The 24,130-nt window shown below is 75.7% G+C and carries 27 protein-coding genes; 12 read left to right on the top strand and 15 right to left on the bottom strand.

Going from position 1 to position 24,130, the window contains the following annotated elements; all coding sequences use genetic code 11:
* Window positions 1–140 precede the first annotated feature (140 nt).
* On the bottom strand, window positions 141–908 hold the full coding sequence (locus E4P41_RS16165) for an SDR family oxidoreductase (protein WP_135142292.1): 768 nt from the start codon (window positions 906–908) through the stop codon (window positions 141–143).
* Between the two features lie 104 nt (window positions 909–1,012).
* Here E4P41_RS16165 and E4P41_RS16160 point away from each other — a divergent pair, with 104 nt between their 5' ends.
* Window positions 1,013–2,254: an arginine deiminase gene (locus E4P41_RS16160; protein ID WP_209307753.1), complete on the top strand. Its 1,242-nt coding sequence runs from the start codon at window positions 1,013–1,015 to the stop codon at window positions 2,252–2,254.
* 215 nt (window positions 2,255–2,469) lie between these two features.
* On the opposite strand, the gene E4P41_RS16155 is transcribed toward E4P41_RS16160, so the two are convergent.
* Window positions 2,470–3,024: a hypothetical protein gene (locus tag E4P41_RS16155; RefSeq protein ID WP_245177403.1), complete on the bottom strand. Its 555-nt coding sequence runs from the start codon at window positions 3,022–3,024 to the stop codon at window positions 2,470–2,472.
* A gap of 59 nt (window positions 3,025–3,083) precedes the next feature.
* On the bottom strand, window positions 3,084–4,019 hold the full coding sequence (locus E4P41_RS16150; RefSeq protein WP_135142291.1) for a DUF5926 family protein: 936 nt from the start codon (window positions 4,017–4,019) through the stop codon (window positions 3,084–3,086).
* A 92-nt stretch (window positions 4,020–4,111) separates the two neighbouring features.
* On the opposite strand from E4P41_RS16150, the gene E4P41_RS16145 reads away from it, so the two are divergent.
* Both E4P41_RS16145 and E4P41_RS16140 read left to right on the top strand, forming a co-directional pair.
* Window positions 4,112–5,320: a cytochrome P450 gene (locus tag E4P41_RS16145; RefSeq protein ID WP_135142290.1), complete on the top strand. Its 1,209-nt coding sequence runs from the start codon at window positions 4,112–4,114 to the stop codon at window positions 5,318–5,320.
* Between the two features lie 168 nt (window positions 5,321–5,488).
* Window positions 5,489–7,102: a long-chain fatty acid--CoA ligase gene (locus tag E4P41_RS16140; RefSeq protein ID WP_135142289.1), complete on the top strand. Its 1,614-nt coding sequence runs from the start codon at window positions 5,489–5,491 to the stop codon at window positions 7,100–7,102.
* Window positions 7,103–7,199: 97 nt separating this feature from the next.
* Here E4P41_RS16140 and E4P41_RS16135 read toward each other — a convergent pair whose 3' ends face one another.
* Window positions 7,200–7,529, bottom strand: a complete 330-nt coding sequence (locus E4P41_RS16135) for a rhodanese-like domain-containing protein (protein WP_245177405.1) — start codon at window positions 7,527–7,529, stop codon at window positions 7,200–7,202.
* A 333-nt stretch (window positions 7,530–7,862) separates the two neighbouring features.
* Here E4P41_RS16135 and E4P41_RS16130 point away from each other — a divergent pair, with 333 nt between their 5' ends.
* From E4P41_RS16130 to E4P41_RS16120, 3 genes are all read left to right on the top strand, one after another.
* Window positions 7,863–8,393, top strand: a complete 531-nt coding sequence (locus tag E4P41_RS16130; RefSeq protein ID WP_135142287.1) for a hypothetical protein — start codon at window positions 7,863–7,865, stop codon at window positions 8,391–8,393.
* Window positions 8,394–8,887: 494 nt separating this feature from the next.
* Window positions 8,888–9,397: a PH domain-containing protein gene (locus tag E4P41_RS16125; protein ID WP_135142286.1), complete on the top strand. Its 510-nt coding sequence runs from the start codon at window positions 8,888–8,890 to the stop codon at window positions 9,395–9,397.
* A 125-nt stretch (window positions 9,398–9,522) separates the two neighbouring features.
* Entirely contained in the window at window positions 9,523–11,001 is a 1,479-nt protein-coding gene (locus E4P41_RS16120) for a PH domain-containing protein (RefSeq protein ID WP_245177402.1), read from the top strand.
* A gap of 249 nt (window positions 11,002–11,250) precedes the next feature.
* On the opposite strand, the gene E4P41_RS16115 is transcribed toward E4P41_RS16120, so the two are convergent.
* Entirely contained in the window at window positions 11,251–11,991 is a 741-nt protein-coding gene (locus E4P41_RS16115; RefSeq protein ID WP_245177401.1) for a response regulator transcription factor, read from the bottom strand.
* Between the two features lie 11 nt (window positions 11,992–12,002).
* On the opposite strand from E4P41_RS16115, the gene E4P41_RS16110 reads away from it, so the two are divergent.
* From E4P41_RS16110 to E4P41_RS16100, 3 genes are all read left to right on the top strand, one after another.
* Window positions 12,003–12,749 (top strand): ATP-binding protein, encoded by a 747-nt coding sequence (locus E4P41_RS16110; protein ID WP_135142285.1) that lies wholly within the window; start codon window positions 12,003–12,005, stop codon window positions 12,747–12,749.
* Between the two features lie 301 nt (window positions 12,750–13,050).
* On the top strand, window positions 13,051–13,911 hold the full coding sequence (locus E4P41_RS16105; protein ID WP_135142284.1) for a manganese catalase family protein: 861 nt from the start codon (window positions 13,051–13,053) through the stop codon (window positions 13,909–13,911).
* A gap of 142 nt (window positions 13,912–14,053) precedes the next feature.
* Window positions 14,054–14,296, top strand: coding sequence for a hypothetical protein (locus E4P41_RS16100; protein WP_135142283.1), 243 nt, complete (start codon window positions 14,054–14,056; stop codon window positions 14,294–14,296).
* A 174-nt stretch (window positions 14,297–14,470) separates the two neighbouring features.
* Here the strand turns inward: E4P41_RS16100 and E4P41_RS16095 are convergent, their stop codons facing one another.
* Window positions 14,471–14,866, bottom strand: coding sequence for a DUF485 domain-containing protein (locus E4P41_RS16095; RefSeq protein WP_135142282.1), 396 nt, complete (start codon window positions 14,864–14,866; stop codon window positions 14,471–14,473).
* 255 nt (window positions 14,867–15,121) lie between these two features.
* Complete coding sequence (locus E4P41_RS22250) at window positions 15,122–15,286, bottom strand: hypothetical protein (RefSeq protein ID WP_167761118.1); 165 nt, start codon at window positions 15,284–15,286, stop codon at window positions 15,122–15,124.
* Between the two features lie 114 nt (window positions 15,287–15,400).
* Here E4P41_RS22250 and E4P41_RS16090 point away from each other — a divergent pair, with 114 nt between their 5' ends.
* Window positions 15,401–16,615: an MBL fold metallo-hydrolase gene (locus tag E4P41_RS16090; protein WP_245177400.1), complete on the top strand. Its 1,215-nt coding sequence runs from the start codon at window positions 15,401–15,403 to the stop codon at window positions 16,613–16,615.
* Between the two features lie 239 nt (window positions 16,616–16,854).
* Here E4P41_RS16090 and E4P41_RS16085 read toward each other — a convergent pair whose 3' ends face one another.
* Window positions 16,855–17,493 carry an HAD family hydrolase gene (locus E4P41_RS16085; RefSeq protein WP_135142280.1) on the bottom strand — a complete coding sequence of 213 codons (639 nt, stop codon included), beginning with the start codon at window positions 17,491–17,493 and terminating at the stop codon, window positions 16,855–16,857.
* A 5-nt stretch (window positions 17,494–17,498) separates the two neighbouring features.
* Window positions 17,499–18,353 (bottom strand): DNA-formamidopyrimidine glycosylase family protein, encoded by an 855-nt coding sequence (locus tag E4P41_RS16080; protein ID WP_135142279.1) that lies wholly within the window; start codon window positions 18,351–18,353, stop codon window positions 17,499–17,501.
* A gap of 192 nt (window positions 18,354–18,545) precedes the next feature.
* Here E4P41_RS16080 and E4P41_RS22245 point away from each other — a divergent pair, with 192 nt between their 5' ends.
* Window positions 18,546–18,722: a hypothetical protein gene (locus E4P41_RS22245; protein ID WP_167761117.1), complete on the top strand. Its 177-nt coding sequence runs from the start codon at window positions 18,546–18,548 to the stop codon at window positions 18,720–18,722.
* Window positions 18,723–18,747: 25 nt separating this feature from the next.
* Here the strand turns inward: E4P41_RS22245 and E4P41_RS23380 are convergent, their stop codons facing one another.
* From E4P41_RS23380 to E4P41_RS16055, 6 genes are all read right to left on the bottom strand, one after another.
* Window positions 18,748–19,689, bottom strand: a complete 942-nt coding sequence (locus E4P41_RS23380) for a malic enzyme-like NAD(P)-binding protein (protein ID WP_280660876.1) — start codon at window positions 19,687–19,689, stop codon at window positions 18,748–18,750.
* Window positions 19,584–20,252, bottom strand: a complete 669-nt coding sequence (locus E4P41_RS23715) for a hypothetical protein (RefSeq protein ID WP_280660874.1) — start codon at window positions 20,250–20,252, stop codon at window positions 19,584–19,586. The genes E4P41_RS23380 and E4P41_RS23715 overlap by 106 nt, the downstream gene beginning before the upstream one ends.
* 86 nt (window positions 20,253–20,338) lie before the next feature.
* Window positions 20,339–20,779, bottom strand: coding sequence for an SRPBCC domain-containing protein (locus E4P41_RS16070; protein WP_135142278.1), 441 nt, complete (start codon window positions 20,777–20,779; stop codon window positions 20,339–20,341).
* The gene (locus E4P41_RS16065; RefSeq protein WP_135142277.1) at window positions 20,776–21,306 is read right to left on the bottom strand and encodes a hypothetical protein; all 531 of its coding nucleotides are present in this window, start codon (window positions 21,304–21,306) and stop codon (window positions 20,776–20,778) included. The genes E4P41_RS16070 and E4P41_RS16065 overlap by 4 nt, the downstream gene beginning before the upstream one ends.
* Window positions 21,307–21,325: 19 nt before the next feature.
* Window positions 21,326–22,387: a MerR family DNA-binding transcriptional regulator gene (locus E4P41_RS16060; RefSeq protein WP_209307752.1), complete on the bottom strand. Its 1,062-nt coding sequence runs from the start codon at window positions 22,385–22,387 to the stop codon at window positions 21,326–21,328.
* 34 nt (window positions 22,388–22,421) lie between these two features.
* Window positions 22,422–22,889, bottom strand: a complete 468-nt coding sequence (locus tag E4P41_RS16055; RefSeq protein ID WP_135142276.1) for a DUF309 domain-containing protein — start codon at window positions 22,887–22,889, stop codon at window positions 22,422–22,424.
* Between the two features lie 150 nt (window positions 22,890–23,039).
* On the opposite strand from E4P41_RS16055, the gene egtA reads away from it, so the two are divergent.
* On the top strand, window positions 23,040–24,130 hold a 1,091-nt coding region (egtA, locus tag E4P41_RS16050; protein WP_245177399.1), incomplete at its 3' end, for an ergothioneine biosynthesis glutamate--cysteine ligase EgtA.

The raw sequence follows: 24,130 nt of genomic DNA, 5'->3' as shown, positions 1-24,130 counted from the left end.
ATCCGGCGGCAGCAGAAACCCCTGATCGACATCCGCGCGGATGAAGTTCTGCGGCATGCCCCATTCTCCCGCAACTACCGCCCGCACCCGCTCAGGCACGCGGCTTTATGCGACAGGCTCGATCATCGGGGACGCCGGCGTCAGAGGGTGGTCGCGCGCCCGCCGTCCACCGGGATGACCGCGCCGGTGACGTAGGCGCCGGCCCGGCTGGCGAGGTAGACGGCGACGCCGGCCATGTCGTCGGGCCGGCCGATCCGCCCGAGCGGGGACGACGCGGCGATCTCGTCGCCGTGGGCGGCGAGCGTGGCGGCCATCATCTTCGACTCGAACGGCCCCGGGGCGACGGCGTTGACCGTGATCCGCTTGGGCCCCAGCTCCTTGGCCAGCACGCGGGTGAGGTGGTGCACGCCGGCCTTGCTCGCCGAGTACGAGTAGGTCGGCAGGGACGGCGCGTGCAGCCCGTCGATGCTGCCGACGTTGACCACGCGGGCCGGGTCGTCGTCGGTGCCCGCGGCCTCGAGCAGCGGCAGGAACGCGCGGGTGAGGTAGAACGGCGCCTTGAGGTTGAGGTCGAGCACCTTGTCCCAGGCCGAGGCGGGGAACTCGGCGAACGGCGCGCCCCAGGTCGCCCCCGCGTTGTTGACCAGGACGTGCAGCCGCTCCTCGCGGCGGCCCACCTCCTCGGCCAGCCGGAGGCACTCGGCCTCGGTGGAGACGTCGGCCGGGATCGACTCGACCTTCCCGAACTGCGACAGCTCGGCGGCCGCGGCCTCGCCGGCGTCGGCCTTGCGCGAGCTGATGTAGACCGAAGCCCCTGCCTGCAGCAGGCCGCGGGCCATCATCAGGCCGATGCCGCGCGTGCCGCCGGTGACCACGGCGACCTTCCCGGTCAGGTCGAACAGGTCCACGGGGGGCCTCCCAGGGTCGTGGGGACGTCGTCGGCCCCCGGCGCGGGCACCCTATCCAGCGTTACGGGCGGCGCCGGAGAGGGCTCCTGTGTCAGCCTCGGCCCATGAGCGCACCTTCCGCCGAGCCCGCCACCCTGGGCGTCACCAGCGAGGTCGGGCCGCTGCGGACGGTCCTGCTGCACCGGCCGGGCGCCGAGCTGCGCCGGCTGACCCCGCGCAACAATGACCAGCTACTCTTCGACGGCGTCCCGTGGGTCCGCCGGGCGCAGGAGGAGCACGACGCCTTCGCCGCCGAGCTCACCGCCCGCGGGGTGGAGGTGCTGCACCTGGACCGGCTGCTGGCCGAGGTGCTCGCCTCCCCCGACGCGCGCGGCGAGCTGGTCGCCGCCGCCGTCGACGACCCGCGGCTGGGGGCCACGCTCAAGCGCACGGCGGCCGCGCACCTGGCCGACCTCTCCCCCGACGACCTCGCGGGCAGGCTGATCACCGGGCTGGCGCACGACGAGCTGCCCGGAGCCCGGGGCCTGGCCTGGGAGGTCATGGACCGCGGCGAGTTCGTCGTCCCGCCGCTGCCGAACCTGCTGTTCACCCGGGACTCGTCGGTGTGGGTCGGCGACCAGGTGGCGGTGACCTCCCTGGCGATGCCGGCCCGGCACCGGGAGAGCACGATCACCGCCGCCGTCTACGCCCACCACCCGCGCTTCGCCGGCGCGAAGCGGCTCTACGACGCCTCGCTCGAGCACCTGGAGGGCGGCGACGTGCTGCTGCTGGCCGCCGGGGTGGTGGCCGTCGGGGTCGGCGAGCGGACGACGCCCGGCGGTGCGGAGCGGCTGGCCCGGCGGGTCTTCGCCCGGGGGCTGGCGCACACGGTGCTCGTCGTCCCGATCGCCCAGCAGCGGGCGACCATGCACCTGGACACCATCGCCACGATGGTCGACGTCGACGCCCTGGTCATGTACCCGGCCGTCGCCGGTTCCCTGGCCGCCTGGACGGTCACCGCCGGGGAGGGCGGGGCCGGCCAGGTTGACGACGACACGACCGACCTCGACGTCCGCGGCCCCGCCCCGTTCCTGGAGGCCGCGGCCGCGGCGATGGGCATCGACCGGCTGCGGGTGATCGACACCGGCCTGGACCCGGTCACCGCCGAGCGCGAGCAGTGGGACGACGGCAACAACACCCTCGCGCTGGCCCCCCGGCTCGCCGTGGCCTACGAGCGCAACACCGTCACCAACGCCGCGCTCGAGGCGGCGGGCATCGAGGTGGTGCGGATCGCGGGCTCCGAGCTGGGCAGCGGCCGCGGTGGGCCGAGGTGCATGTCCTGCCCGGTCCGCCGCGACCCGCTCTGAGCGACCGGCGCGCCGACCGCCTCGAGTCCCGACGACGTCCTGGCTCGCGTCGTGGTCGCCTGGCTCGTGTCGTGGCGCGAGTCAGGCGCCCGCCGGGCGAGCCAACTCGCCAGGCAGGAGCGGACGGGAGGCCGCACGGGCGCTACAGGCCCTGGGCGAGGCGGTGGTACGCGGCGCCCCAGCGCAGCTCCTTGGCCAGCGACCGGCGCGTGGTGTCAGCCCTCGGTCGCCGTCTCGAAGTCCGGCCGCGGCTGCCACACCACGCGGGCCACGGGGAGGTTCGGCAGCGGCTCGGCGGGGTCGACGACGTCGACCTCGTTGGCCACCCACCGGAACCGGTCGCCCAGGTCGCACCAGCCGACGACGACGCCCGCGCCCGGGGCGGCCGTGAACACCAGCCGCGCCGGGTCCTCGCGGCCGCCGATCGACAGCGGGTGCACCTCGACCCGCGGCCGCCCGCCGGCGACGGTCGGGCAGACCTCGAGCATGTGGGCGCCGAGGATCCTCGGCGTCCCGATGAGGTCGTAGGTGTAGTCCTCCACGAAGGAGGTGCCGCCGGGCAGCCCGGCCGCGGCGACCTTCAACACGCGCAGCAGCGCCGCGGTCTTCCAGTCGTCCTCGCCGCCGAAGCCGTAACCGTCGGTCATGAGCCGCTGGACAGCGAGGCCGGGAAGCTGGCGCAGGCCGCCGAGGTCCTCGAAGTTGGTCGTGAACGCGGCCGGCGGTTCTCCCGGGTCGGGACGTCCGCCCCGTCGGGTTCTCGCCGCCACGGGTTCCGGGCCCGTACACGTCCACGGACGGTGCGCGGACCCGGGAGGCCGGGCGGCGCCTAGCGGAGGGTGATCTGGCGGGAGAGGAGGCCGGCCCGGGCACGGCGCTCGTCGGGGGTCAGCGGGTCGCCCGCCGCCAGCGCCTGCTCGAGCCGGGCCTGGAACCCGGCGGCCGCGTCCACCCAGCCGGCGGCCGGGGTGCCGGCGGGCAGGTCCCACACCGGGACGACGAGGCCGTGCGCCCGGAAGGCCCCGGCGTATCGGGTGTCCTCGCCCAGCAGCAGCTGCTCGGACGCCGAGAGGCGGGCGAGCGCGTCGAGCAGCCGCTCCTCGGGCTCGGGGCGCACCCAGCGCAGGTGCGCCCGCTCGCCACTGGGCCGCACCCAGTAGGCGGCGCCGACGCCGGGGAGCAGCTCGGTGGGCAGGATCGCCTGGTTGGCCTGCTCCAGCCCGGCCCGCACCGCCGCGGACGGCTCGATGCCCTCCAGCCAGAACCCGAAGTCGGGGTGCACGGTCACCTCGAACGGGGCGTCGAGGTCGAGCAGCTCCTGCAGCCGCGGACCCGAGGAGCCGGCCCCGCCGACGGGGCCGGGGTCGACCGGCGCGCCGGCCGGGGCGTCGAGGGCCGCGGCCAGGGCGGTCCCGAGGTCGCGGCTGACGTCGTCGGAGGAGGCGTGCAGCTGGACGCCGAGCAGGATCTCGCCGTTGGCCCGAACGAGCGCCGGGGCCCCGCCGGGCAGCACGCTGGCCAGGGTGACGTCGCGCCCGTCCGCCGTCCGCAGGGGTGCGGTCGCCGCCGGGACCAGCTCCCGGAGGGCCACCCAGTGCGGCTCACCGGGCAGCCCCTCGAAGGGCCGGGTCACCGGCGGGGCGTAGCCCGAGCCGTGGCAGTGCTTGTACCGGCGGCCGGAGCCGCACGGGCACGGCGCCTTGGGGTTGACGCCGCTCTCGGCGGCAGGGGCAGCGGGACGCTTGCGGGTCGCGGAGCGGGCCATGGGGACGAGCGTAGGTGGCCCCCTCGCAGGGTCCCGCCGCGAGCCTGCGAACGGCGGGGGCGAGAGGGGTCCTTTCTCTACGCTCACCTGGCGTGAGACCTCCCGCCGTACCGCTCGACCTCACCGACCCCGCCGTGGTCGCCGATCCGTATGCGGCCTATGCCCGCACCCGGATGCAGGCGCCGGTGCAGTGGCACGAGGGCCTGGGCCTCTGGCTGGCGTTCACCCACGCGGAGAGCAACGCCGTCCTGCGTGACCGGCGGCTGGGCCGGCTCTGGCGGGACCGCGAACCCGCGGAGCGCTTCGGCAGCTTCAACCTCATCCACCGCAACGCGATCCTGGAGATGGAGCCGCCGGACCACACCCGGCTGCGCCGCCTGGTCAGCGCCGCCTTCGCCCGCGGGCACGTCGAGCGGCTGCGGCCGTGGGTGCAGGAGCTGGCCCGCGATCTGGTCGACGGCCTGGTCGAGCGCTCCGGCGGCACGGAGCCGGTCGACGTCCTCGCCGGGATGGCCGAGGAGCTGCCGGTCGCCGTCATCGCCGAGCTGCTCGGCGTCCCGCACGCCGACCGGCCGCTGCTGCGGCCGTGGTCCAACGCGATCGTGAAGATGTACGAGTACGGCCGGACGACGGAGATCGAGAACTCAGCCGAGCGCGCCGCCGTTGAGTTCGTCGCCTACCTGCGGGAGCTGGCGGCCGACCGCCGGAATCACCTCGGCGATGACCTGGTCTCACATCTCGTGAGCGTCCGGGACGCCGAGGGCCACCGGCTCACCGAGGACGAGCTCGTCACCACCTGCATCCTGCTGCTCAACGCCGGGCACGAGGCGACGGTCAACGTCAGCGGCAACGGCCTGCTCGCGCTGCTCGAGCACCCGGACCAGCTCGCCCGCCTCCGCGAGGAGCCGGGCCTGCTGCCGACGGCGGTCGAGGAGCTGATGCGGTTCGACTCGCCGCTGCAGCTGTTCGAGCGGACCGCGACCGCCGACGTGGAGATCGGCGGGGTGACCGTGCGGGAGGGGCAGAAGGTCGCCGCCCTGCTCGGCAGCGCCAACCGCGACCCGGCGGTCTTCGCCGAGCCGGACCGACTGGACGTCGGCCGCACCGACAACCCGCACATCTCGTTCGGCGCCGGCGTCCACTTCTGCATCGGCGCCCCACTGGCCCGGGTGGAGCTGCAGGCGTCCTTCGGCGCGCTGCTGGACCGCACCAGCCGGCTGGAGCCGGGCGGAACGCCGGTGCGCCGTCCGGAGTTCGTGATCCGCGGCCTGTCACGGTTGCCCGTGGTTCTCGCGGGATGAGCCCGACCGAACTCGCGCCGTCCTCGCCGTGTACCGCGCGCTCGGTGACCACGGAGTGAGGCCGGCGCGCGGGTCCGGACCGCCGGTGGCCGGAAGGGCCGTCGCCGCCTGCGCGGAAGACGGCACTCACCGGTAGAAGGTGAGCGCGGTCACTGGCACGATTCGGCCATGCATGGGCTGATGCAGGACTACCCCTTGACCATCGACGCGATCTTCCGGCACGTCGAGCAGCACTACGGCGACGGCACCATCGCCACCGCGGGTCCGGGCGGGGTCACCCGGACGACGTACGCGGAGTGGGCGCAGCGAACCCGGAAGCTCGGCGGGGTGCTCGACACCCTCGGGATCAGCGCCGACGGCCGGGTGGGCACCTTCGGCTGGAACAGCCAGCGTCACCTCGAGCTCTACTTCGCGGCACCGTCCACCGGGCGGGTGCTGCACACGCTGAACATCCGGCTGTTCCCCGAGCAGCTGACCTACATCGCCAACCACGCCGAGGACGAGGTCGTCTTCGTCGACCGGTCGGTGCTGCCGCTGCTGTGGCCGCTGGTCGACACGATGAAGACCGTCCGGCACGTGGTCGTCATGGACGACGGCGGCGACAACGAGATCCCCGACGACCCGCGGGTGCTCGACTACGAGACCCTGCTGGCCGAGGCCTCCCCGGTCGACTTCCACGTGGACGACGAGTGGCGAGCCGCCTCCATGTGCTACACGAGCGGCACCACCGGCAACCCCAAGGGTGTCGTCTACTCGCACCGCTCGACGTTCCTGCACACCATGGGCGTGCTGATGCCCAACGCCTTCGGGCTGGGCATCCGGGACGTCGCCATGCCGGTCGTGCCGATGTTCCACGCCAACGCCTGGGGCATCGCCCAGGCCGCCCCGGCCGCCGGCGCCTCGCTGGTCATGCCCGGCGCGATGATGCAGCCGGAGGCCCTCGCCGACCTGATCGTCAACGAGGGCGTCACCTTCACCGCCGGCGTCCCGACGATCTGGCAGGGCGTGCTGCCGCACCTGGCCGGCCGGCCGCACAAGCTGCGCGACATCGGCTGCGGCGGCTCCGCGGTGCCCAGGGCGCTGTCGGAGGCCTACCGCGAGCAGGTCGGCCTGCCGATCCTGCAGGCGTGGGGCATGACCGAGACCCACCCGGTCGCCTCCTCGGGCATCCTCCCGCCCCGCTTCGACGACCTCGACGATGCGGGCAAGGCCGACCAGCGCGCCCGCGCCGGCATCCCGTTCCTGGGGGTGGAGGCGCGCATCGTCGACGCCGAGACCCTCGAGCCGCAGCCGTGGGACGACCAGGCCACCGGGGAGCTGCAGGTCCGCGGGCCGTGGTGCGCGCAGGACTACTACAACCCCGACGCCGGCGTGGAGCTCTCGACGCCGGACGGCTGGATGCGCACCGGCGACGTCGCCGCCATGGACCCCTACGGCTCGATCCGGATCGCCGACCGCACCAAGGACCTCATCAAGTCCGGTGGCGAGTGGATCAGCTCGGTCGACCTCGAGAACGTGATCATGAGCCACCCGAAGGTCAAGGAGGCCGCGGTCGTCGGCATCCCGCACCCGAAGTGGGACGAGCGCCCGCTGGCCTGCGTCGTCCTCAAGGAGGGCGAGACGATGACCGAGGAGGAGGTCCTCGACCACCTCCGGCCGCAGGTCGCCAAGTGGTGGCTGCCGGACGCCGTGGCGTTCATCGACGAGGTGCCCAAGACCAGCGTCGGCAAGTTCTCGAAGAAGGACCTGCGCACCCGCTTCGCCGAGTTCCCGGCAAAGTAGAAGGGCCCTCCTGCCCCCCACCGCTCGCAGGCTCGCGGCGGGGCCCTGCAGGAGGGCCGCCCGTCCTCCCCACCCGCCGCAGGCTCAGGGCGGTGCCTCAGCGCACGAAGGGCTGCTGGCCGGTCTCGCTCACCATCGGCCGGCCGGCGGCCTCCCATCCCCCCATGCCGCCGCCCACGTTCACCGCGTCGTAGCCGTTGGCGTTCAGCCAGGCGGCCACCCGGGCCGAGCGGCCACCGCCGCGGCAGGTGACGTAGAGGGGGTCGCCCTCGGGCAGGTCCTCCAGTCGCGCGGGAACCTCCCCCATCGGGATGTGGGTCGCGCCGTCGATGTGGCCGGCCGCCCACTCGTCGTCCTCGCGGACGTCGAGGACGACGGCGTCCTCGGGGACCTCGCTGGCGGGCACGGTCGGGACATGCTGCGGCATCACGCATGCCATCGTGGCACGCCCCCGCGGTCCCCGAGGGGCGCCCGGTGAGCCGCCCGCCCGGATGACGATGCGATGACGACCTTTTCCGCCACGGCTGTCACCGGCCTCCCCGGGGCACATCCGGGCGCGAGGGTCCGACGCCCTCGGTCGTACACGCGTCGCGCCGGTTCCGTGCTCCCGATCGCTCTGCCGGGCCGCGGCCGGACCTCCCCGGGGGGTGGTCGGACGTGGAAGCTCCCCTCGGCCGGCGGGGCCGGCCAGGCCGGTGTCACCAGCCCCGGCGTGCCGTCCGGCGACCGACGGTCCCCGGGACGGAACGAGGGAGTGATCATGCGCCGGATCTCGCACCGGAGGCTGCGGAGGGGGTCGATCACCGCCGCCGTCGTCGCCGTCGTGGCTCTCGGGCCGTCCGCCTGTGCCGAGGACACCGCCGAGCCGGAGACCGGGGTCGAGGACGCCACGGGGGAGGAGATCGTCGAGGACGCCCTGGAGGCCGAGCAGGCCGGGCCACTCGGCGGACCGTACGACTCGGCCTTCCTCGAGGAGCTCAGATCCGCAGCGGGCGACGACGTGGTGGTGTCCGCCGAGGTGGACGAGATCCTCTCACCGTCGGCGTTCACCATCGCCGGCACCGACGACACCGCGGTCGAGCCGCTGCTGGTCATCGGCGCCACCGAGTTCGCCGATCTGGAGCCCGGCGTCCCGGTGCAGGTCGCCGGCACCGTGCAGCTGGCCTTCGACGTCGCGGCCGCCGAGGAAGCGGTCGGGGTCGACCTCGACGACGCGCTGTTCGAGGGGCTCGCGGCCGAGCCGTACCTCGTCGCCGACGACGTCGACGTCCTGCCGTCAGCCGGGGGGTGATCGGCGGCGGACGACGAGTGATCCGGTCGTCCCACCGCAGGGCGCCGCAGGTAGGGGACTGAGGTCGGTCGGCCTGCTGCTGCCGGACCTCCGTCCGGTCGGCGGCAACGGCGACCTCCCCCTCCTCCTCGACGAAGAACGCGTCGGGGTCCTCGAGGCTCGTGGCCGCCGCCCGGGCCGGGGGGACGGCGGCGGTGGTGGCGAGCCGGGTAGCGCTCCACGGACAGGCGCCGGTCGGCCGGAGCTCCATCGCCAGGACTGCCGCTGCGCATCACGGATCACCGTGCAGCAGGAGCGCAGGCCGGCATCGACGGGCGGGAGAAGGGCGGTGGCTTCGCTCCCGGTGCGACCTCGCCTCGGCGCTGCGCGAGTGCCCCGCCCGACCGGTCACCGGGTGGGCCGGCCGACCGGAACCGACCGGCGAGGCAGCCGCAACTCCGCTGGGAGGATCGGAGGATGAGCAGCACCGAGCCGGACGTCCGAGGATGGGAGCGATGACCGCCGACGCCGCCGCGCCCGTCCGCGACCCCGCCTGGTCGCTGTCCCGCTCGGCGATCGGGCTGTGGGTCACCGAGGGCGTGTTCGGCACGCTCCTCTACGGCGTGCTGGTGGCGGCGTTCGTGCTCTTCGTGCCCGCCGGCGGCCCGGTCCCGGTGCTCCGCTGGCTGCTCCCGGCCCTGCTGGCCGTGTACGCGGTGGTGGCGATCGGCGTGCGCCCGTGGGTCCGCTACCGGGTGCACCGCTGGGAGGTCACCGAGGAGGCGGCCTACACCCTCACCGGCTGGCTCACCCGCACCTGGACGCTGGTCCCGATCTCCCGCATCCAGACCGTCGACGTCACCCGCGGCGTCCTCCAGCAGCTGTTCGGCCTGGCCACGGTCGCGGTGCTGACGGCGTCCTCCCAGGGCACGGTCCGGGTGCTGCACCTGGAGGCCGACGTGGCGCACCGGGTCGCCGACGACCTCGCCCGGCGAGCCGAGCTGGTCCGCGACGAGGCCACGTGAGCGGACAGGGGCGTGAGCATCGCAGCGAGGAACGAGCGAGGAGCGGAGCGCCCCACGGGAGCGAACCAATGGGAGACGTGAGCCACTCTGGTGTCCCTCCGGCTCCGCCGGGCGGAGACGAACCGATGGGCGAGGTGACCGCACCGGGCACGCAGCCGCGGCGGACGTCGCCCCGCGTCGTCCTCGTCCACACGGCCACCTTCCGGCAGGCCCGCCAGCTGGTGCCGCTGCTCATCCCGATCGCCGCGGTGACCGGGTTCGACGACGGGCTGGCCACGGTCGTCGTCCTCGCGGTGGCGGTCACCGCGCTCTCGCTGGCCGCGGCGGCGCTCAGCTGGTGGCGGTTCGGCTACGCCGACGGCCCGACCGCGGTGGTGGTGACCCGCGGCCTGCTGGCCCGGTCGGTCCGCACCGTGCCCAACGACCGCATCCGCGGGGTCGAGGTCGAGGTGCCGCCGATGCACCGCCTGCTCGGGCTGGTGCGGGTCCGCGTCGACGCCGCCGCGGGCTCGGTGGGGACCAACGAGGAGGAGCTGGTCGTCGACGGCGTCCCGCGCGCCGAGGGCGACCGGCTGCGCGCGCGGCTGCTGGCCCGCCGTCCCGCCGGCGCACCGGAGGGTGAGCGCACGGCCGAGGAGCCGGCCGAGGAGGAGATCGCCCGCTTCGACAACCGCTGGCTGCTCTACGCGCCGCTGGTCGGGAGCTACCTCGTCGTCCCGGTGGCCGCCGTCGGCACGCTGTTCCGGCTGGTCGAGGAGCTGCCGGACGCCATCGTCCCGGACGTACCGGGCCCCGACCCCGCCGACCCGCGGGTGCTCGTCGCCGCCCTGGTCGCCGCGGTGCCGCTGCTCGCGCTCGCCGCGGTGGTCGGCGCGGCCGTCGTGAACTGGCGGTACCGGTTGGTGCGGCGCGGCGGGTCGCTGGTCGCCGTCCGCGGGCTGCTCACCCGCCGGCACACCGAGCTGGAGGTGGACCGGATCCGCGGCGGCACGCTGAGCGAGGGCCTGGGCATGCGCTGGGTCCGCGCGACCCGCGTCAACGCCCTGGTCACCGGCCTCGGGCAGGCGAACCGACGGGGTCAGCTGCTTCCGCTCGGCCCGCGCACCGAGGCCGTGGCGCTGCTCGCCCGGCTGGTCGAGGACCCCGGTCCGCTGACCGCCCACCCGCCCGCGGCGCTGCGCCGCCGGCTGGTGCGCGCCCTCGGCACCGGCCTGGCGGTCACCGCGCTCGGCGCGTGGGCCGCGGCCGCCCTCGGCTGGTGGTGGGCGCCCGTCGCCGGCGCCGTCCTCACCGTCCTGGGCGTCCCCATGGGGATCGGCCGCTACCGCGCCCTCGGGCACATGGCGGGGCCACGGTCGCTCAGCGTGCGCAGCGGCTGGCTGGTGCGCGAGCAGGCGGTGCTGCAGCGCCGCGCCGTCGTGGGCTGGGAGGTGCGGCAGAGCCCGCTCCAGCGGCGTGCCGGGCTGGCCACGGTCGTCGCCTGCGTGGGCGCCGGCAGCGGGGGCTACGCCGCGGTCGACATGGCCGCCGCGGACGTGCCCGGGTTCACCGCGGCGGCGTCGTCGGGGACGTGGGCGGCGACCCTGAGCGCACGCGCGGGATGACCTCGCTCCGGGTGCGCAGCAGCGCGTCCCCCAGGACGGCCGCGACATGCGGGTGCTCCCCGGCCAGCAGGCCGACCACCGGCAGGACGTGCCTCCGGTGATCAGGGCCTCCCCCGCGGGGCCCCGGTGCAGCCCGTGGCACCGAAGATGACGATCCGCGCACCCGTCCGGCGACCGTAGCCGCGACTGTCGATCACCGTTGGGGGTAGCGGGGCGGCGATGACGTGCGAGCCCGCAACGGTGCGGAGCTCAGCCCTGCCTCCCGCCACCCCCGAGGTGGACCCGGCCGGCGAGCGCCGCGGCCTCCACCCGGGTGGCCACCCCGAGGCTGCGCAGCAGCGCGGCCACCAGGCGCTTCGCCGTCCGCTCCGACACGTGCAGGGTCGTGGCGATGTCCACGGTGGTGGCGCCGTCGGCCACCAGCCGCCACAGCCGCCGCTCGTCGGCGGTCAGCCGCTCGGCGATGCTCTGTTCCCCGGACGGCGCGGCGTCCTCGAGCAGCCGGCGCAGGAGGTCCTCGGGCAGCACCGACCAGCCGTCGAGCACCGCCAGCAGCGGTCGCACGAGCGCCTCCGGGTCGGCTGTCTTGGGAAGGTACGCCGCGGCTCCCGCCCGCAACGCCTCCAGGACGGCGTCCTCCTCGGCCTGGCCGGAGAGCGCCACCACCCGCACCGTCGGGTCCGCCCGGCGGATCGCCGCGATCGCCCGCGTACCGCCCGGCGGCGGCATGTGCAGGTCCACGACGGCGACGTCCGCGTGGTGCCGGCGCACCATCGCGGCGGCCGCGGAGGCGTCGTCGGTCATCGCCACGACGCGGACCCGCCCCTCGCTGACCCCCGGCAGCAGCAGGGCCAGGCCCCGGCTGAACAGCGGGTGGTCGTCGACGAGCACGACGTCGACCTCAGGACGGCGCTCAGCCCCGGCGTCGGTCAACTCGATCCCTTCCCAGGCGGTCGGCTGCGCCCGGCGCTGCTGACCGGTTGCGCGCAATGGAGATGCCCATGACTCTCGCGCCCAACCCCCCGCCCCCCACCGGGCCGGGCGCGCTGCACCCGGTCCTGCGCCGCCTGCTGCGGCGCCGTGCACGGCTGCGGCCCGGCGCCTCCGACGTCCCGGGGCCGTCCGAGGCGCTGGTGCAGGCGCTGTGCCACGACATGCGCACGCCGCTGGCCTCGCTGGAGGCGCTGCTGGGGTCGCTGGGCCGGTCCCCGGGGCAGCCCGACAGGCTGGCGCCGGATCCCGGGGAGGTGCTGGCGCTGGCCCGCGCGCAGACCGCCCACCTGGCCTCCATGCTGCGGACGGCGGCCGCCACGGGCGGCGCGGCGCCGCGGGCGCGTGGGCACCGCCGGCTGGGCGACGTCGTCCGGGCGTCCGGCGCAGCCTCGGGACTGCCTGCCGCCCAGCTGACCGTCGAGCTCGGCGCGGGTGCGGAGGAGGTCGCCGTCGCCGACGCCCGGGTGCAGCGGATCCTCACCAACCTGCTGGAGAACGCGCACCGACACGGTGAGGGCGCCGCGGTTCGGCTGGCTGTCAGCTGCCGGCCGGGGTGGGTCGACCTGGCGCTGACCCAGGCCGTCGTCCGACCGGAACGCCTGCTCGGGCACCTGCACACCGACCAGCCGCCGCCGGACCTCACCGGCCTGGGCCTGTGGTCGGTGCGGCGGCAGACCCGCGAGCTCGGCGGCCGGATCGTGTGGACCGACGACGGCGAGTCCCTCACGTTGACCGTGCAGCTTCCCGACCGTTGAAGGACCCTCCTGCCCCCCACCGCTCGCAAGCTCGCGGCGGGACCCTGCAGGAGGGCCACCGGGGGCGGGCTCCACGCAGCAGGGGCACGGCACCTGGCCGCGGTGTCGTCGGTCCGAGGAGTGGGGGCCGGAGCGGGCTCCACGCAGCAGGGGCACGGCACTTGGCCGCGGTGTCGGCCGGGAGGCCGACGAACAACATGGCACCGCCGGGCCAGGGCTCGGCACGGGCGGGCCAGTGGACGCGGGCAGATCCCTGGTGTCACCGCAGCAGCGGTGGTCGCGACGACGCAAGGGAGAGCCCGTGTTCACGCACACCCACGCCCTGCAGTACGAGGCCAAGCCCGACGGCCCGGACGCCGCCTTCGCCCGGCGGATGCAGGAAATCCTCGGCGGCCAGTGGGGCGAGATGACGGTCGCCACGCAGTACCTGCTGCAGGGCTGGAACTGCCGTCTGCCCGGCAAGTACAAGGACATGCTCCTGGCCATCGGCACCGAGGAGCTGGCCCACGTCGAGATGATCGTGACGATGATCGACCGGCTGCTGGACCACCAGCCGCTCAAGCCGGACTCCGCCGACCGCACCAACGAAGCGGCCGCCGGGTTCGGCAACACCAACCCGCAGCATGCGATCGTCAACGGCGGCGGCGCCTACTACAACAACAGCATGGGGGTGCCGTGGACCGGGGCCTACGTGACCGCCAGTGGCAACCTCATGGCCGACTTCCAGTACAACGCGACCGCCGAGATGATGGGCCGGCTGCAGGTCTCCCGGCTGTACAACATGACCGACGACCCCGGGGTCAAGGACATGTTCCGCTTCCTCATCGCGCGGGACCACATGCACCAGATGCAGTGGCTGGCCGCGATGGAGGAGCTCAAGGACGACGGGCTCGAGGGCATCCCGGTGCCGGAGGCGTTCCCGCTGGAGGAGGAGCCCGGCAACTTCGGCTACGCCTTCATCGACGCCTCCGACGGGCCCGAGGCCTCGGCGGGCCGGTGGGCGTCGGGCCCGGCGGTCGACGGTCGCGGCCAGTTCACGGCGCAGCCGATCGAGGCGACGGCGGACGCCCCGATCCTGCCGCCCGGCGACCCGCGGCTGTTCGGCACGCCGCAGCAGCCGGGGCAGTCGATCCTCCAGAAGGCGAAGGACATGCTCACGTGAGCGCCGGCCGTGCTCGAGCGAGAGCCGGCCGTGCCCGCGTGAGCTGAACCCACCCGTCCTGCGCCGTCGCCGCGCCGGCGGCCGGGTCCATGCACGACCCGGCCGCCGGCCGGCGGGGCCGCTCCCACCGGAGGAGAGCACCGTGCACGTGTCCGCCCCCGCCGTCCTGCTGACGGTGGTCTACGCCGCGGCCCTCGCCGTCGCGGTCAGCGCGCCCGGCCAGCACCTGGTCGCCGGGCTGGTCGTCCTCACCGGCCTGGTCACCCGCTGGGTGGTCCGCCACCGCCGCGCGCAGCGCGCCGTCCCGGCCGTGGCCGTGGGTGCCTCCACGTCCGCCGACGGCGTCCTGGCGCCCGACACCGCCCCCGCCCGGGCCGCCGCCTGAGAAGGCACCCTCTCCCGGAGAAAGACCCTCTCCTGGGTTTCCTCGCAGTTCGGGGACGCCCGGGAGGGGGCCACGCCGAGGGTCGTCGGACAGCACCCGGGAAGGCGCGAGGCGCGCGCCCCCGCAATGTTGAGGGCAGGGGTGCCGATGGTGGCGCTCTCGGCCGCGGCGACGTCAGCCACGGGTCGCCCCCTCGTTCGACGACGGGCCGGTCCCCGGCGCATCCGGCGCGTACTCGTGGTGCTCCAGCCGGTCGCGCATCTCGTCGGCGATGGGGTCGGTGCGCTTGTCGGCGTGCGCGACGTAGAGGTGGGTGATCGCGAACGTGGTCACGAACTGGCCGAGGCCGAGCAGGATGCCCACGTTGACGTTGCCGAAGACGGACGTGGCCATGAACTCCGAGGCGTACGTCGACAGGAGCACGTACAGCAGGTACCAGGCCAGGAAGGCCACGGTCATGGGGAACGCGAAGCGGCGGAAGCGGCGCCTGAGCTCCTGGAACTCCGGCGAGGCCTGCGCCTCGCGGTATTCCTCCGGTGTCAGGAGCCTGCGTTCGGCGGGTGGTGTCACGGTGTGCTCTCCCTGTGGTACCGGGTCACCTGCGACGAAGGTGATCGCGGTCACTCTAGAGACACGGCGACGCCGGGTGTGACGCCGGACACCTTCTCGTTGTGCACGACGCACCCGCGCGCCGGCGGCCGCGTCGCCCCGGCTCCTCGGGGCGCACGGCAGCCCTCCCGCGCACGTCGCTCGGCTTCCTGGTGGCCGTGACCGGGTGGGAACGGGTGGCGCCGTGACCGGGCCGCGACGCCGCCCCACCGGAGCTCAGTCCGCCGGCAGCTGCTCTCCGCAGGTGGTGCAGCGGACCGGCGGGTCGGCGTCGGCGAGCCGGCCGCACGCCGGGCACACCCGCCGCACCCAGCACGCCGGGTCGCCACCCTCGGGTTCGGCGGGCCGCGGGACGCCGGCCGGCCGCTCGTCGCCGGTCACCCGGCCATGGTCGGACGCCGGGCGCCCACCGGCAACCGTCGGGCGGGTCCGTGCCGGGCACCCCCTCCTCCCGAGACGACCACGCCCGTGCCGGGGGCTGGGAGACTGGCGGTCGTGCCATCCGCCGCCCGCCGCACCGCGCTCGCCCTCGCCGCCACCCTCGCCGGACCCGCCTTCTGGGCCGCCCGCGCCGCCTGGGGGCTGCCCACCGCGCTGGGCGCGAGCCGGCGAGAGGTGCGCGCGTACGCCGCCGGCTCGCCGCAGTTCTCCGGGGGGCGCTTCCACAACCGGCTGAGCACACCGGCCCTGCCTCCGGCCAGCGCCCAGCGCGGCCTGCTCCGGCAGATGCACGAGGAGCGCCACACCGGCCTCCCGGCGCGCCCGGTCCCGCTGGGCCGGCCGGAGCTGCCGGCCCGGGCGGATGAGCTGGCGGTCACCTGGTTCGGCCACTCGAGCGCGCTGCTCGAGGTGGACGGCCGCCGGGTGCTGGTCGACCCGGTGTGGGGCGAGCGGGTCTCGCCGTCTCCGCTGGTAGGGCCGACGCGGCTGCACCCGGTGCCCCTGCCGCTGGAGGAGCTGCCGCAGGTCGACGCGGTCCTCGTCTCGCACGACCACTACGACCACCTCGACCTGCCCACGGTGCGGTCGCTGGTGCGCACCCAGAACGCGCCGTTCGTCGTCCCGCTGGGGCTGGGCGCCCACCTGCGCGGCTGGGGTGTGCCCGAGGAGCGGGTGATCGAGCTGGACTGGAACGGCGCGGTGGAGGTGGCCGGGTTGACCCTCACCTGCACCGAGGCGCGGCACTTCTCCGGCCGGTTCCTCACCCGGGACACCACGCTCTGGGCGTCCTGGGTGATCGCAGGGCCGCGGCGCCGGGTCTTCTTCGGCGGCGACACCGGCTACACCCCGGCCTTCGCCGCCATCGGCGCGCTGCTCGGCCCCTTCGACCTCACCCTGCTGCCGATCGGCGCCTACAACGACGCCTGGCAGTACGTGCACATGACGCCGGAGGAGGCCGTCCGCGCCCACGGCGACCTCGGCGGCGGGCTGCTGGTGCCGGTGCACTGGGCGACGTTCAACCTGGCCTTCCACCGCTGGGCCGAGCCGGTGCAGCGGGTGTGCGCCGCGGCGCAGCGGTCGGAGGTGCGGGTGGCGGTGCCCCGGCCGGGCGAGCGGGTCGACGTCCTGGCGCCGCCGCCGCCGACCGACTGGTGGTCGGTGGTCGGCTCGCTCGCCGACGAGCCGGGCGAGCGGGACGACGCCGGCGTGGGCAGCTCGGTCGTCGCCCGGGCCGCCTCCTGGCTGACCGCCCGCCGCCAGGCCGACTGAGGGCTCCTCCTGGGTCGTCTCGCAGGCTCGGGAACGCAGGCGCCGGGCCTGGAAACGGGCCGACCTCGCCTCCGGGAGCCTCGTGCTCGGCGTGCTTCCTGCACGCAGAGCCGAGCATGCGGGAGGGGACGACCTCTGTCCCGATCAGTTGTGCTCTGCCCACCACAGTGGGCAGAGCACAACCGTGCTGGTGGACAGGTGCTGACGGCCGCCGGCGCACCCGTCGAACGGCCCGACGGTCAGGCCAGGAGCCGGGCCACCTCGAACAGGTCCCCGGCCTCGACCTGCGGCGTCCCGCCCTCGGGGTCCAGCCGGTGGCCGGGGCGGCGCAACCGGACCACCTCGATGCCGGCGGCCAGCGCGCCGCGGACGTCACGCGCCGACGTCGCCACGTGCACCAGCCGGCCGCCGGCGCGCTCCCGGGCCCGGAGATAGATCTCCGGCGCCGGCTTGTAAGCGCGCAGCCGCTCGGAGGTGAGGACGCCGATGTCGTCCACCAGCGACGCCACCCGCGTGCGGGCGAAGACCGCGTCGTCCACGTTGGACAGGACGCCGACCCGGGCGCGGGCCGCGAGCGCCGGCAACCCGTCGGCGACGTCCGGCCACAGCGGCCAGTCCCCGACCGAGTCGAGCAGCCGCGCGGTGTCGGCGCCCGGGTCGCGGGCCACGCCGAGCTCGGCGTAGGCGGCGGCCAGCGCCCGGCGGGAGTGCTCGGCGAAGGGCACCCACGTCCGGAGGTCGCGCTGCGAGGCCTTGTTGGCCGCGTCCCAGAGGTCGTAGAGGCGCTCCCCGGGGCCGCCGGTGATCCGCGCCAGCGCGGCCGAGCCGCCGGTGCGGGAGTCGACGAGTGCGCTGAACAGGTCGAGGGTGACGAGCACGGCGATCAGCGCAGCAGCTTGGACAGCCGCCGGTCGGCCAGGGGCTTGCCGCCGGTCTGGCAGGTCGGGCAGTACTGCAGCGAGGTGTCGGCGAAGCTGACCTCGCGGACGGCGTCCCCGCACACCGGGCACGGCAGGCCGGTGCGCGCGTGCACCTGCAGCCCCGAGCGCTTCTCGCCCTTCATCGTCGCCGCGCGCTGCCCCACCTGGCGCTCGAGCGCCCCGGTGAGGGTCGCCCGCATCGCGTCGTACAGGCGCAGGGCCTCGTCGTCGCTGAGCCGGTCGGCCATCTTGAACGGCGAGAGCCGCGCGGCGTGCAGGATCTCGTCGGAGTAGGCGTTGCCGATGCCGGCGAGCAGCGTCTGGTCGGTGAGCGCGCCCTTGAGCTGGCCGCTGCGCCCGGCCATGAGCGCCAGGAAGGTGTCCCGGTCGACGGCCAGCGCGTCCGGGCCGAGCCGCGCGATGCCCGGCACCTCGGCCGGCGACCGGACGACGTGGATCGCCAGCCCCTTGCGGGTGCCCTGCTCGGTGAGGTCGAAGCCGTTGCCGTCATCGAGGTGCACCCGCACCGCGAGCGGGCCCTTGCCCGGCTTCGGCGGGGCGGACGGCAGCCCGGTGCGCCAGTGCAGCCAGCCGGCCCGCGCCAGGTGGACGACCAGGTGCAGGCCGGAGACGTCGAGGTCGAGGAACTTGCCGTGCCGCGCGACGCCGGTGAGCTCCAGCCCGCCGAGCGCGGACAGCGGCGGGTCGAAGGTCTTGATCGCCTGGACGGCGGCCAGGTCGACGCGGGTCACCGCGGAGCCGACGGCGTTCTTCCGCAGGAACGCGGTCAGCGCCTCCACCTCGGGCAACTCGGGCACCCTGCCACTATCCCGCGCCGGAACGTCTCCCGCCGTTCCCGATCGAGTGGTACCGACCAGCGGGGGTATCGACGAGTGGGGGCCGAAGGCCTCCCCGAGGAGGGACGCAGCGGCTCCACAAAGCGGGGGTACGGCACCTGGCCGCGGTCGGAGTCCGGAGGACGACAGCGTGATACGTGGGGAGACACGGACGTGACCGAGAGCGCGCAGGGCCGGCCGCCGGTGGACGAGACCCGTCCGTCGGGGCCGGAACAGGACACCGACGGCGGGCCGTCGGTCCCGACCGACACCGGCGTCGGCATGGGGGTCGGCGAGGCCGACACCTTCGAACCGGAGGAATCGGAGCCGGCCGAGGAGGACACGCGGTAGCACCCGCGCGGACCGACCCGCGGGTCTACTGGCCCGTGAGGCTCTCCACCCCGCTGACCGGGGCGGTCGCGCCCGGCTCCTGCCGCGCCTGCTCGGCCACCGCCGTGGCGACGGCCTGCGTGACGGCGGGGTCGAAGACGCTCGGGATGATGTAGTTGGCGTTGAGCTGGTCGTCCTTCACGACCGCGGCGATCGCCTCGGCCGCCGCCAGCAGCATCCCGACACTGATCTCGCGCGCCCGCGCGTCGAGCAGCCCGCGGAAGACGCCCGGGAACGCCAGCACGTTGTTGATCTGGTTGGGCAGGTCGGAGCGGCCGGAGGCGACGACGGCGGCGTGCTGCCGGGCCCGCACGGGGTCGACCTCGGGCGTCGGGTTGGCCATCGGGAAGACGACGGCGTGCGGCGCCATCCGCGCGAGCGCCTCGACGGGCAGCACGTTGCCGGCGCTCACGCCGATGAAGACGTCCGCGCCGTCGAGCGCGTCGGGCAGCTCGCCGCGCACGCACCCCGGGTTGGTCCGCTGCGCCAGGTCCAGCTTGGCCGGTGAGAGGCGTCCGTCGTCGGGCGAGAGGATGCCCTCGCGGTCCCAGACCAACACGTGGCGGGCGCCGGCCTCGAGCATCAGGTGGACGATCGCCGTCCCGGCCGCACCGCCGCCGGCCACGACGATCCGTACGTCCTCGAGCCGCTTGTCCACGACCCGCAGCGCGTTGCGCAGCGCGGCCAGGGCGACGATCGCCGTTCCGTGCTGGTCGTCGTGGAAGACCGGGATGTCGAGCTCCTCGCGCAGCCGCTTCTCGATCTCGAAGCAGCGCGGCGCGGCGATGTCCTCGAGGTTGATCCCGCCGAAGCCGGGGGCGATCAGCTCGACGGTCCGGACGATCTCGTCGACGTCCTGGGTGTCCAGGCAGATCGGCCAGGCGTCGATGTCGGCGAACCGCTTGAACAGGACCGCCTTGCCCTCCATGACCGGCATCGCCGCCCCGGGCCGATGTCGCCCAGCCCGAGGACCGCCGACCCGTCGGTGACCACGGCGACGGTGTTCCCCTTGATGGTCAGCCGGCGGACGTCGTCGGGGTTGTCGGCCAGCGCCAGGCAGACGCGCGCGACACCGGGGGTGTAGGCCATCGACAGGTCGTCGCGGGTCTTCAGCGGGACCCGGGAGGCGACCTCGAGCTTGCCGCCCAGGTGCAGCAGGAACGTCCGGTCGCTGACCTTGCGCACCGTGACCCCGGGGACGGCGCGCAGCGCGTCGACCATCTCCTCGGAGTGCGCGGCGTCCGCCGCCGAGCAGGTGACGTCGACGGTCAGCCCGTCGGAGCGGGAGTCGACGACGTCGATGGCGGTGACCGCCCCGCCGGCCGACCCGACCGCGGTCGCGATCCGGCCGATCGACGCCGGGTCGCCGTCCGCGGTGAGCCGGACGGTGATCGAGTACGACGCCGACGTGACCGGCCCGCGGGGCGGGGTGGCGGGCTCGCCGAGGGCGGTGTCGTCGGTGCCGGGGGTGGCTGCGGTGTCGGTGCTCATGGCGTGACCCATGGTCCCACCTGCGGCCCCTGCGGTCTGCGTTGCGGTCACAGCGGTCGCGCGGGCTCCGGCGTCAGCCCGGGCGGTCAGCGGGCGGGGCGGGAGGTGCGCCCCTCGGCGCGGGCCTTGAGCCCCTCGCAGAACTGCCGGAACGAGGGGTTGAGGTCCGGCGTCGAGCGGCCGAGCAGGCCGGCCAGCGGGCCGGTGTGGTCCTCGCGGACGGTGAGCACCGTGCCGCCGTCCTCCTGGCCGTCGAGGTGGTAGGTGCGCTCGATGACCGCCAGGCCCAGCGGGAGCCCGCCGCGCCAGCGCATGGCCTCGCCCGGGCGGATCTCGGTGACCGTCACCTCGAAGGGGCGGGTGCGGATCATCGTGGCGTAGAGCGTCAGCCGCTCCCCGAGGGCGACCCGGCCCTCCACCCGGTCGACGCCGGAGTCCCAGTCCCGCCAGCCGCGGACGTCGACCAGCAACGCCCACACCTGCTCCGGGCCGGCGTCGATCCGCGCCGCGGCCTCGAAGCTCCTCATGTCCGCCCTCCCATCCGCGTCCCCGCCCCCTCGCCCGGCCCGCACCGTCGAGGGCTGCAGGCAGGTGTTGGGTACCACGATGCCCGGACCGCCGCCGCGGGTCGAGCCGCCCCACCTGTCGGTGACCCCGGCGCTGCGGTCGCGGGACGGAGCGTGGCCGGCAGCCCGACCCGGCGCAACGCCCGGGACCGCGCCGCGAGGGCGACCCCGAGTGCGAGCGCCGCGGCGACCAGCACCCCCGGCGCCGGGCCGGACCGGACCACCGCGGCGGCGAGGACGAGCGCGAGCACGAGCACGAGCACGGCCGCGTCGCCGGCCACCAGCACCCGCCAGGCGCCGACCCGGTCGGCCACCGCCCCGCCGGGAAGGGCCAGCGCCACCCGCGGCAGCACGGTCGCGGTGAGGACGGCGGCGGCCGTCCCCGACCCGTGCGCGGCCGCCGACCAGGTCGTGGCGAAGGCCAACGCCTGCGTACCCAGGTGCGCCAGGGTGGCCGCCGCGAGCCAGGTCCAGAACCGGCCCGGCACTCCCAGGACCGGACCGCACTCAGAGCCGGACCGGCATGAGCAGGCTGAACGCCGTCCCGGCCGGGCGGCGCAGCGCCAGCGGGCGCAGCGGCCCGTCCAGCTCGAGCTCCAGCTGGCCCGGCCCGCCAGCGTCGAGGGCCTGGAGCAGGAACTCGCGGTCCACGCCGACGTGCCGCCCGTCCGGCCGGTCGCCGGGCGCGACGAACGCCGCGTCGCCACCGGCCGCGGTCAGGACGGCGACCTGCCGCAGGGTGCCCGCACGCTCGACGGTCCGGGTCGGTGCCGCCTCGAGCGCCCGGCGCAGCCGGCCGCCGTCGACCGCGACGCGGACGGCCCGCCGCTCCCGGGCCACCCTCCGCCAGTCGGGGAACGCGTGCGGCAGCGGCGTCCCCGCGAGCTCCGCCCCGCCGGAGCCGACCGACACCGACCCGGCGTCCACCGCGACACCGGCCGACCCGCCGGCCAGGAGGGCGCGGGCCGCGTCGAGCAGCCCTGCGGGCAGCAACGCACTCCCACCCGGCCCGTCGAGCGTTGCGGGCAGCTCCGCGACCGCCAGCCGGTACCGGTCGGTGGCGACCAGCCGGACGGTGTCCCCGCCCAGCTCCAGCAGCGTGCCGTTCAGCGCCGGCAGGCCCGGGTCGGTGCCGACGGCGAACCGGACGGCGTCCACCGCCGCGGCGAGGTCGGCCGCGGCGACCCGCGCCCGCGTGGGTCCGGCTGCGACGTCCGGCCCGGCCCCGCCCCCGGTGCCGAGCAGCCGGTGCATCCGGTCGGCCTCGCGGCGGGCGTCGGCGAGACCGTCCTCGAGGTCGCGCAGGTGGGCCTCGACGGCACGGTGGACGGCGGCGGCGTCGTCCAGCCGCTCGAGCAGGACGGCGAGCCGGGCCACCGGCAGCCCGACCCGGCGCAGCCCGGCCAGCACCTGTGCGGCCCGCACCTGCCCGGCGGCGTAGCGGCGGTAGCCGGTGACCGGGTCCACCGCGGCGGGGACGAGCACGCCGGCCGCGTCGTAGAAGCGCAGCGCGCTGACCGTCAGGCCGCTGACCCCGGCCAGCTCGCCGATCCGCAGTTCCCCCGTCACAGCGCCGATCGTGGGGCCTCGACCAGGTCGAGGGTCAAGCCGGGGGCGCGCACAGCCGGGGTGCGAGCGCGGAAGGGGCCGGGGACGCCGCCAGCTCGCATGCCCAGGTGACCAGGCCGGCGACGTCGACGCCGTGCGGCGGGGCGTCGGCGTAGGCGGCGACGTTGCCCGCCCCGCGCTCCAGCAGCCGGGCCGCCCCGCGCTCGTTGCCCCGCGCCGCGTGGGTCAGGCCGACGGCGAGCTGGGCCAGCCCGCGCCACAGCTGCCGCTCGGCCTCCGGCCCCGACTTCCAGGCGTCCTCGAGCACCTCGTGGGCGTGGAAGGGGCGGCCGGCGTCCAGCAGCTGCTGGGCCTCTGCCAACGCCTCGGCGGGCGTCCGGAGCACACCCTCCGGCGCCCGCTCCTCTCCCACGGCGCCGCGGGGCAGCGGCCGCCCCAGCGCGTCGCGGGGCCGGGCGTTGCGCGCCCGGCCGTCGAGATCCCGGTCCCGGTCGGCATCCACACGTCGATCCTGACGCGAACACCGGTGGGGCGCCGCCGGGTCGTGCGCCTGTCGGTGGTCGCGTGCAGGATGGGACCAGAGGACGGCCGCTGGACGGGCCGCCCCCGCACCGACCCGCGGTCGATCCCGACCGGTCCGGACCTGGAGGGGGTGGGGCTCGTGGCCCCGGTCACCGAGGAGCGCACGGCTGCCCTCGACCTGGACACCGCCGTCGCCCACGTGGCCGGGGCGGCGCTGCGACCCGGCCCGGTCGGCGCCGTCGGGCTGGAGCTCGAGGCGCACCTGGTCGACCTCGGCGCGCCGGCGGCACGGGTTCCCTGGCCGCGGATCACCGGCCTGGTCGACGCGCTGCCCGCGCTGCCCGGCGGCAGCCGGGTGACCCTGGAGCCCGGCGGCCAGGTGGAGCTCTCCGCTCCGCCCTGCCCGGACGCCGCCGCCGCGGTGGCCGCGCTGCGCGCCGACCGGGAGGTGCTCGCCGCGGCGCTGGCCGGCGACCGCCTCGGCCTGGCCCCGGTCGGGGTCGACCCCCTGCGCCTCCCGGCGCGGGTGAGCCCGGCCGCCCGCTACGCCGCGATGGAGGAGCACTTCGCCGCCGTGGGCTGCGCCGAGGCGGGAAAGGCGATGATGACCGGCACCGCGGCGCTGCAGGTCAACCTGGAGGCCGGGCCGTGCGCCGGCTGGAGCGAGCGGGTGTCGCTGGCCCACCAGCTCGGGCCGACGCTGGTCGCCGTCGCGGGGTGCTCCCCGCTCGCCGCCGGCCGACCGACCGGCTGGGCCTCGCAGCGGCAGCGGGTCTGGAGCGACCTGGACCAGGCCCGCTGCGGGCCGCTGCTCGGCGGCGCCGACCCGGCCGGTGAGTGGGCCGTCTACGCCCTGGCCGCCCCGGTGATGCTGGTCCGCGACCCGGGCGGCGACGGCGCGGTACCGGTGCGCGACCGGGTCCGGTTCGCCGACTGGGTGACCGGCGCCGCCCCGCTGGGCGATCGGCGTCCCACCGCCACCGACCTCGACTACCACCTGACCACGCTCTTCCCGCCGGTGCGGCCGCGCGGCTACCTGGAGATCCGCTACCTCGACGCAGCTCCCGAACCGTGGTGGCCGGCGCTGGCGGCGGTGACCACCGTGCTGCTCGACGACCCGGTCGCGGCCGGGCTGGCCGCGGCGGCCACCGCACCGGTCGCCGGGGCGTGGGACCGCGCGGCGCGGGACGGTCTGGCCGACCCCGCGCTGCACGCCAGATC

Source organism: Geodermatophilus sp. DF01-2 (assembly GCF_004571065.1).
GTDB lineage: Bacteria > Actinomycetota > Actinomycetes > Mycobacteriales > Geodermatophilaceae > Geodermatophilus.
The sequence above is the reverse complement of the archived record's forward strand: the minus strand, read 5'-3'. Positions and strand labels throughout refer to the sequence as shown.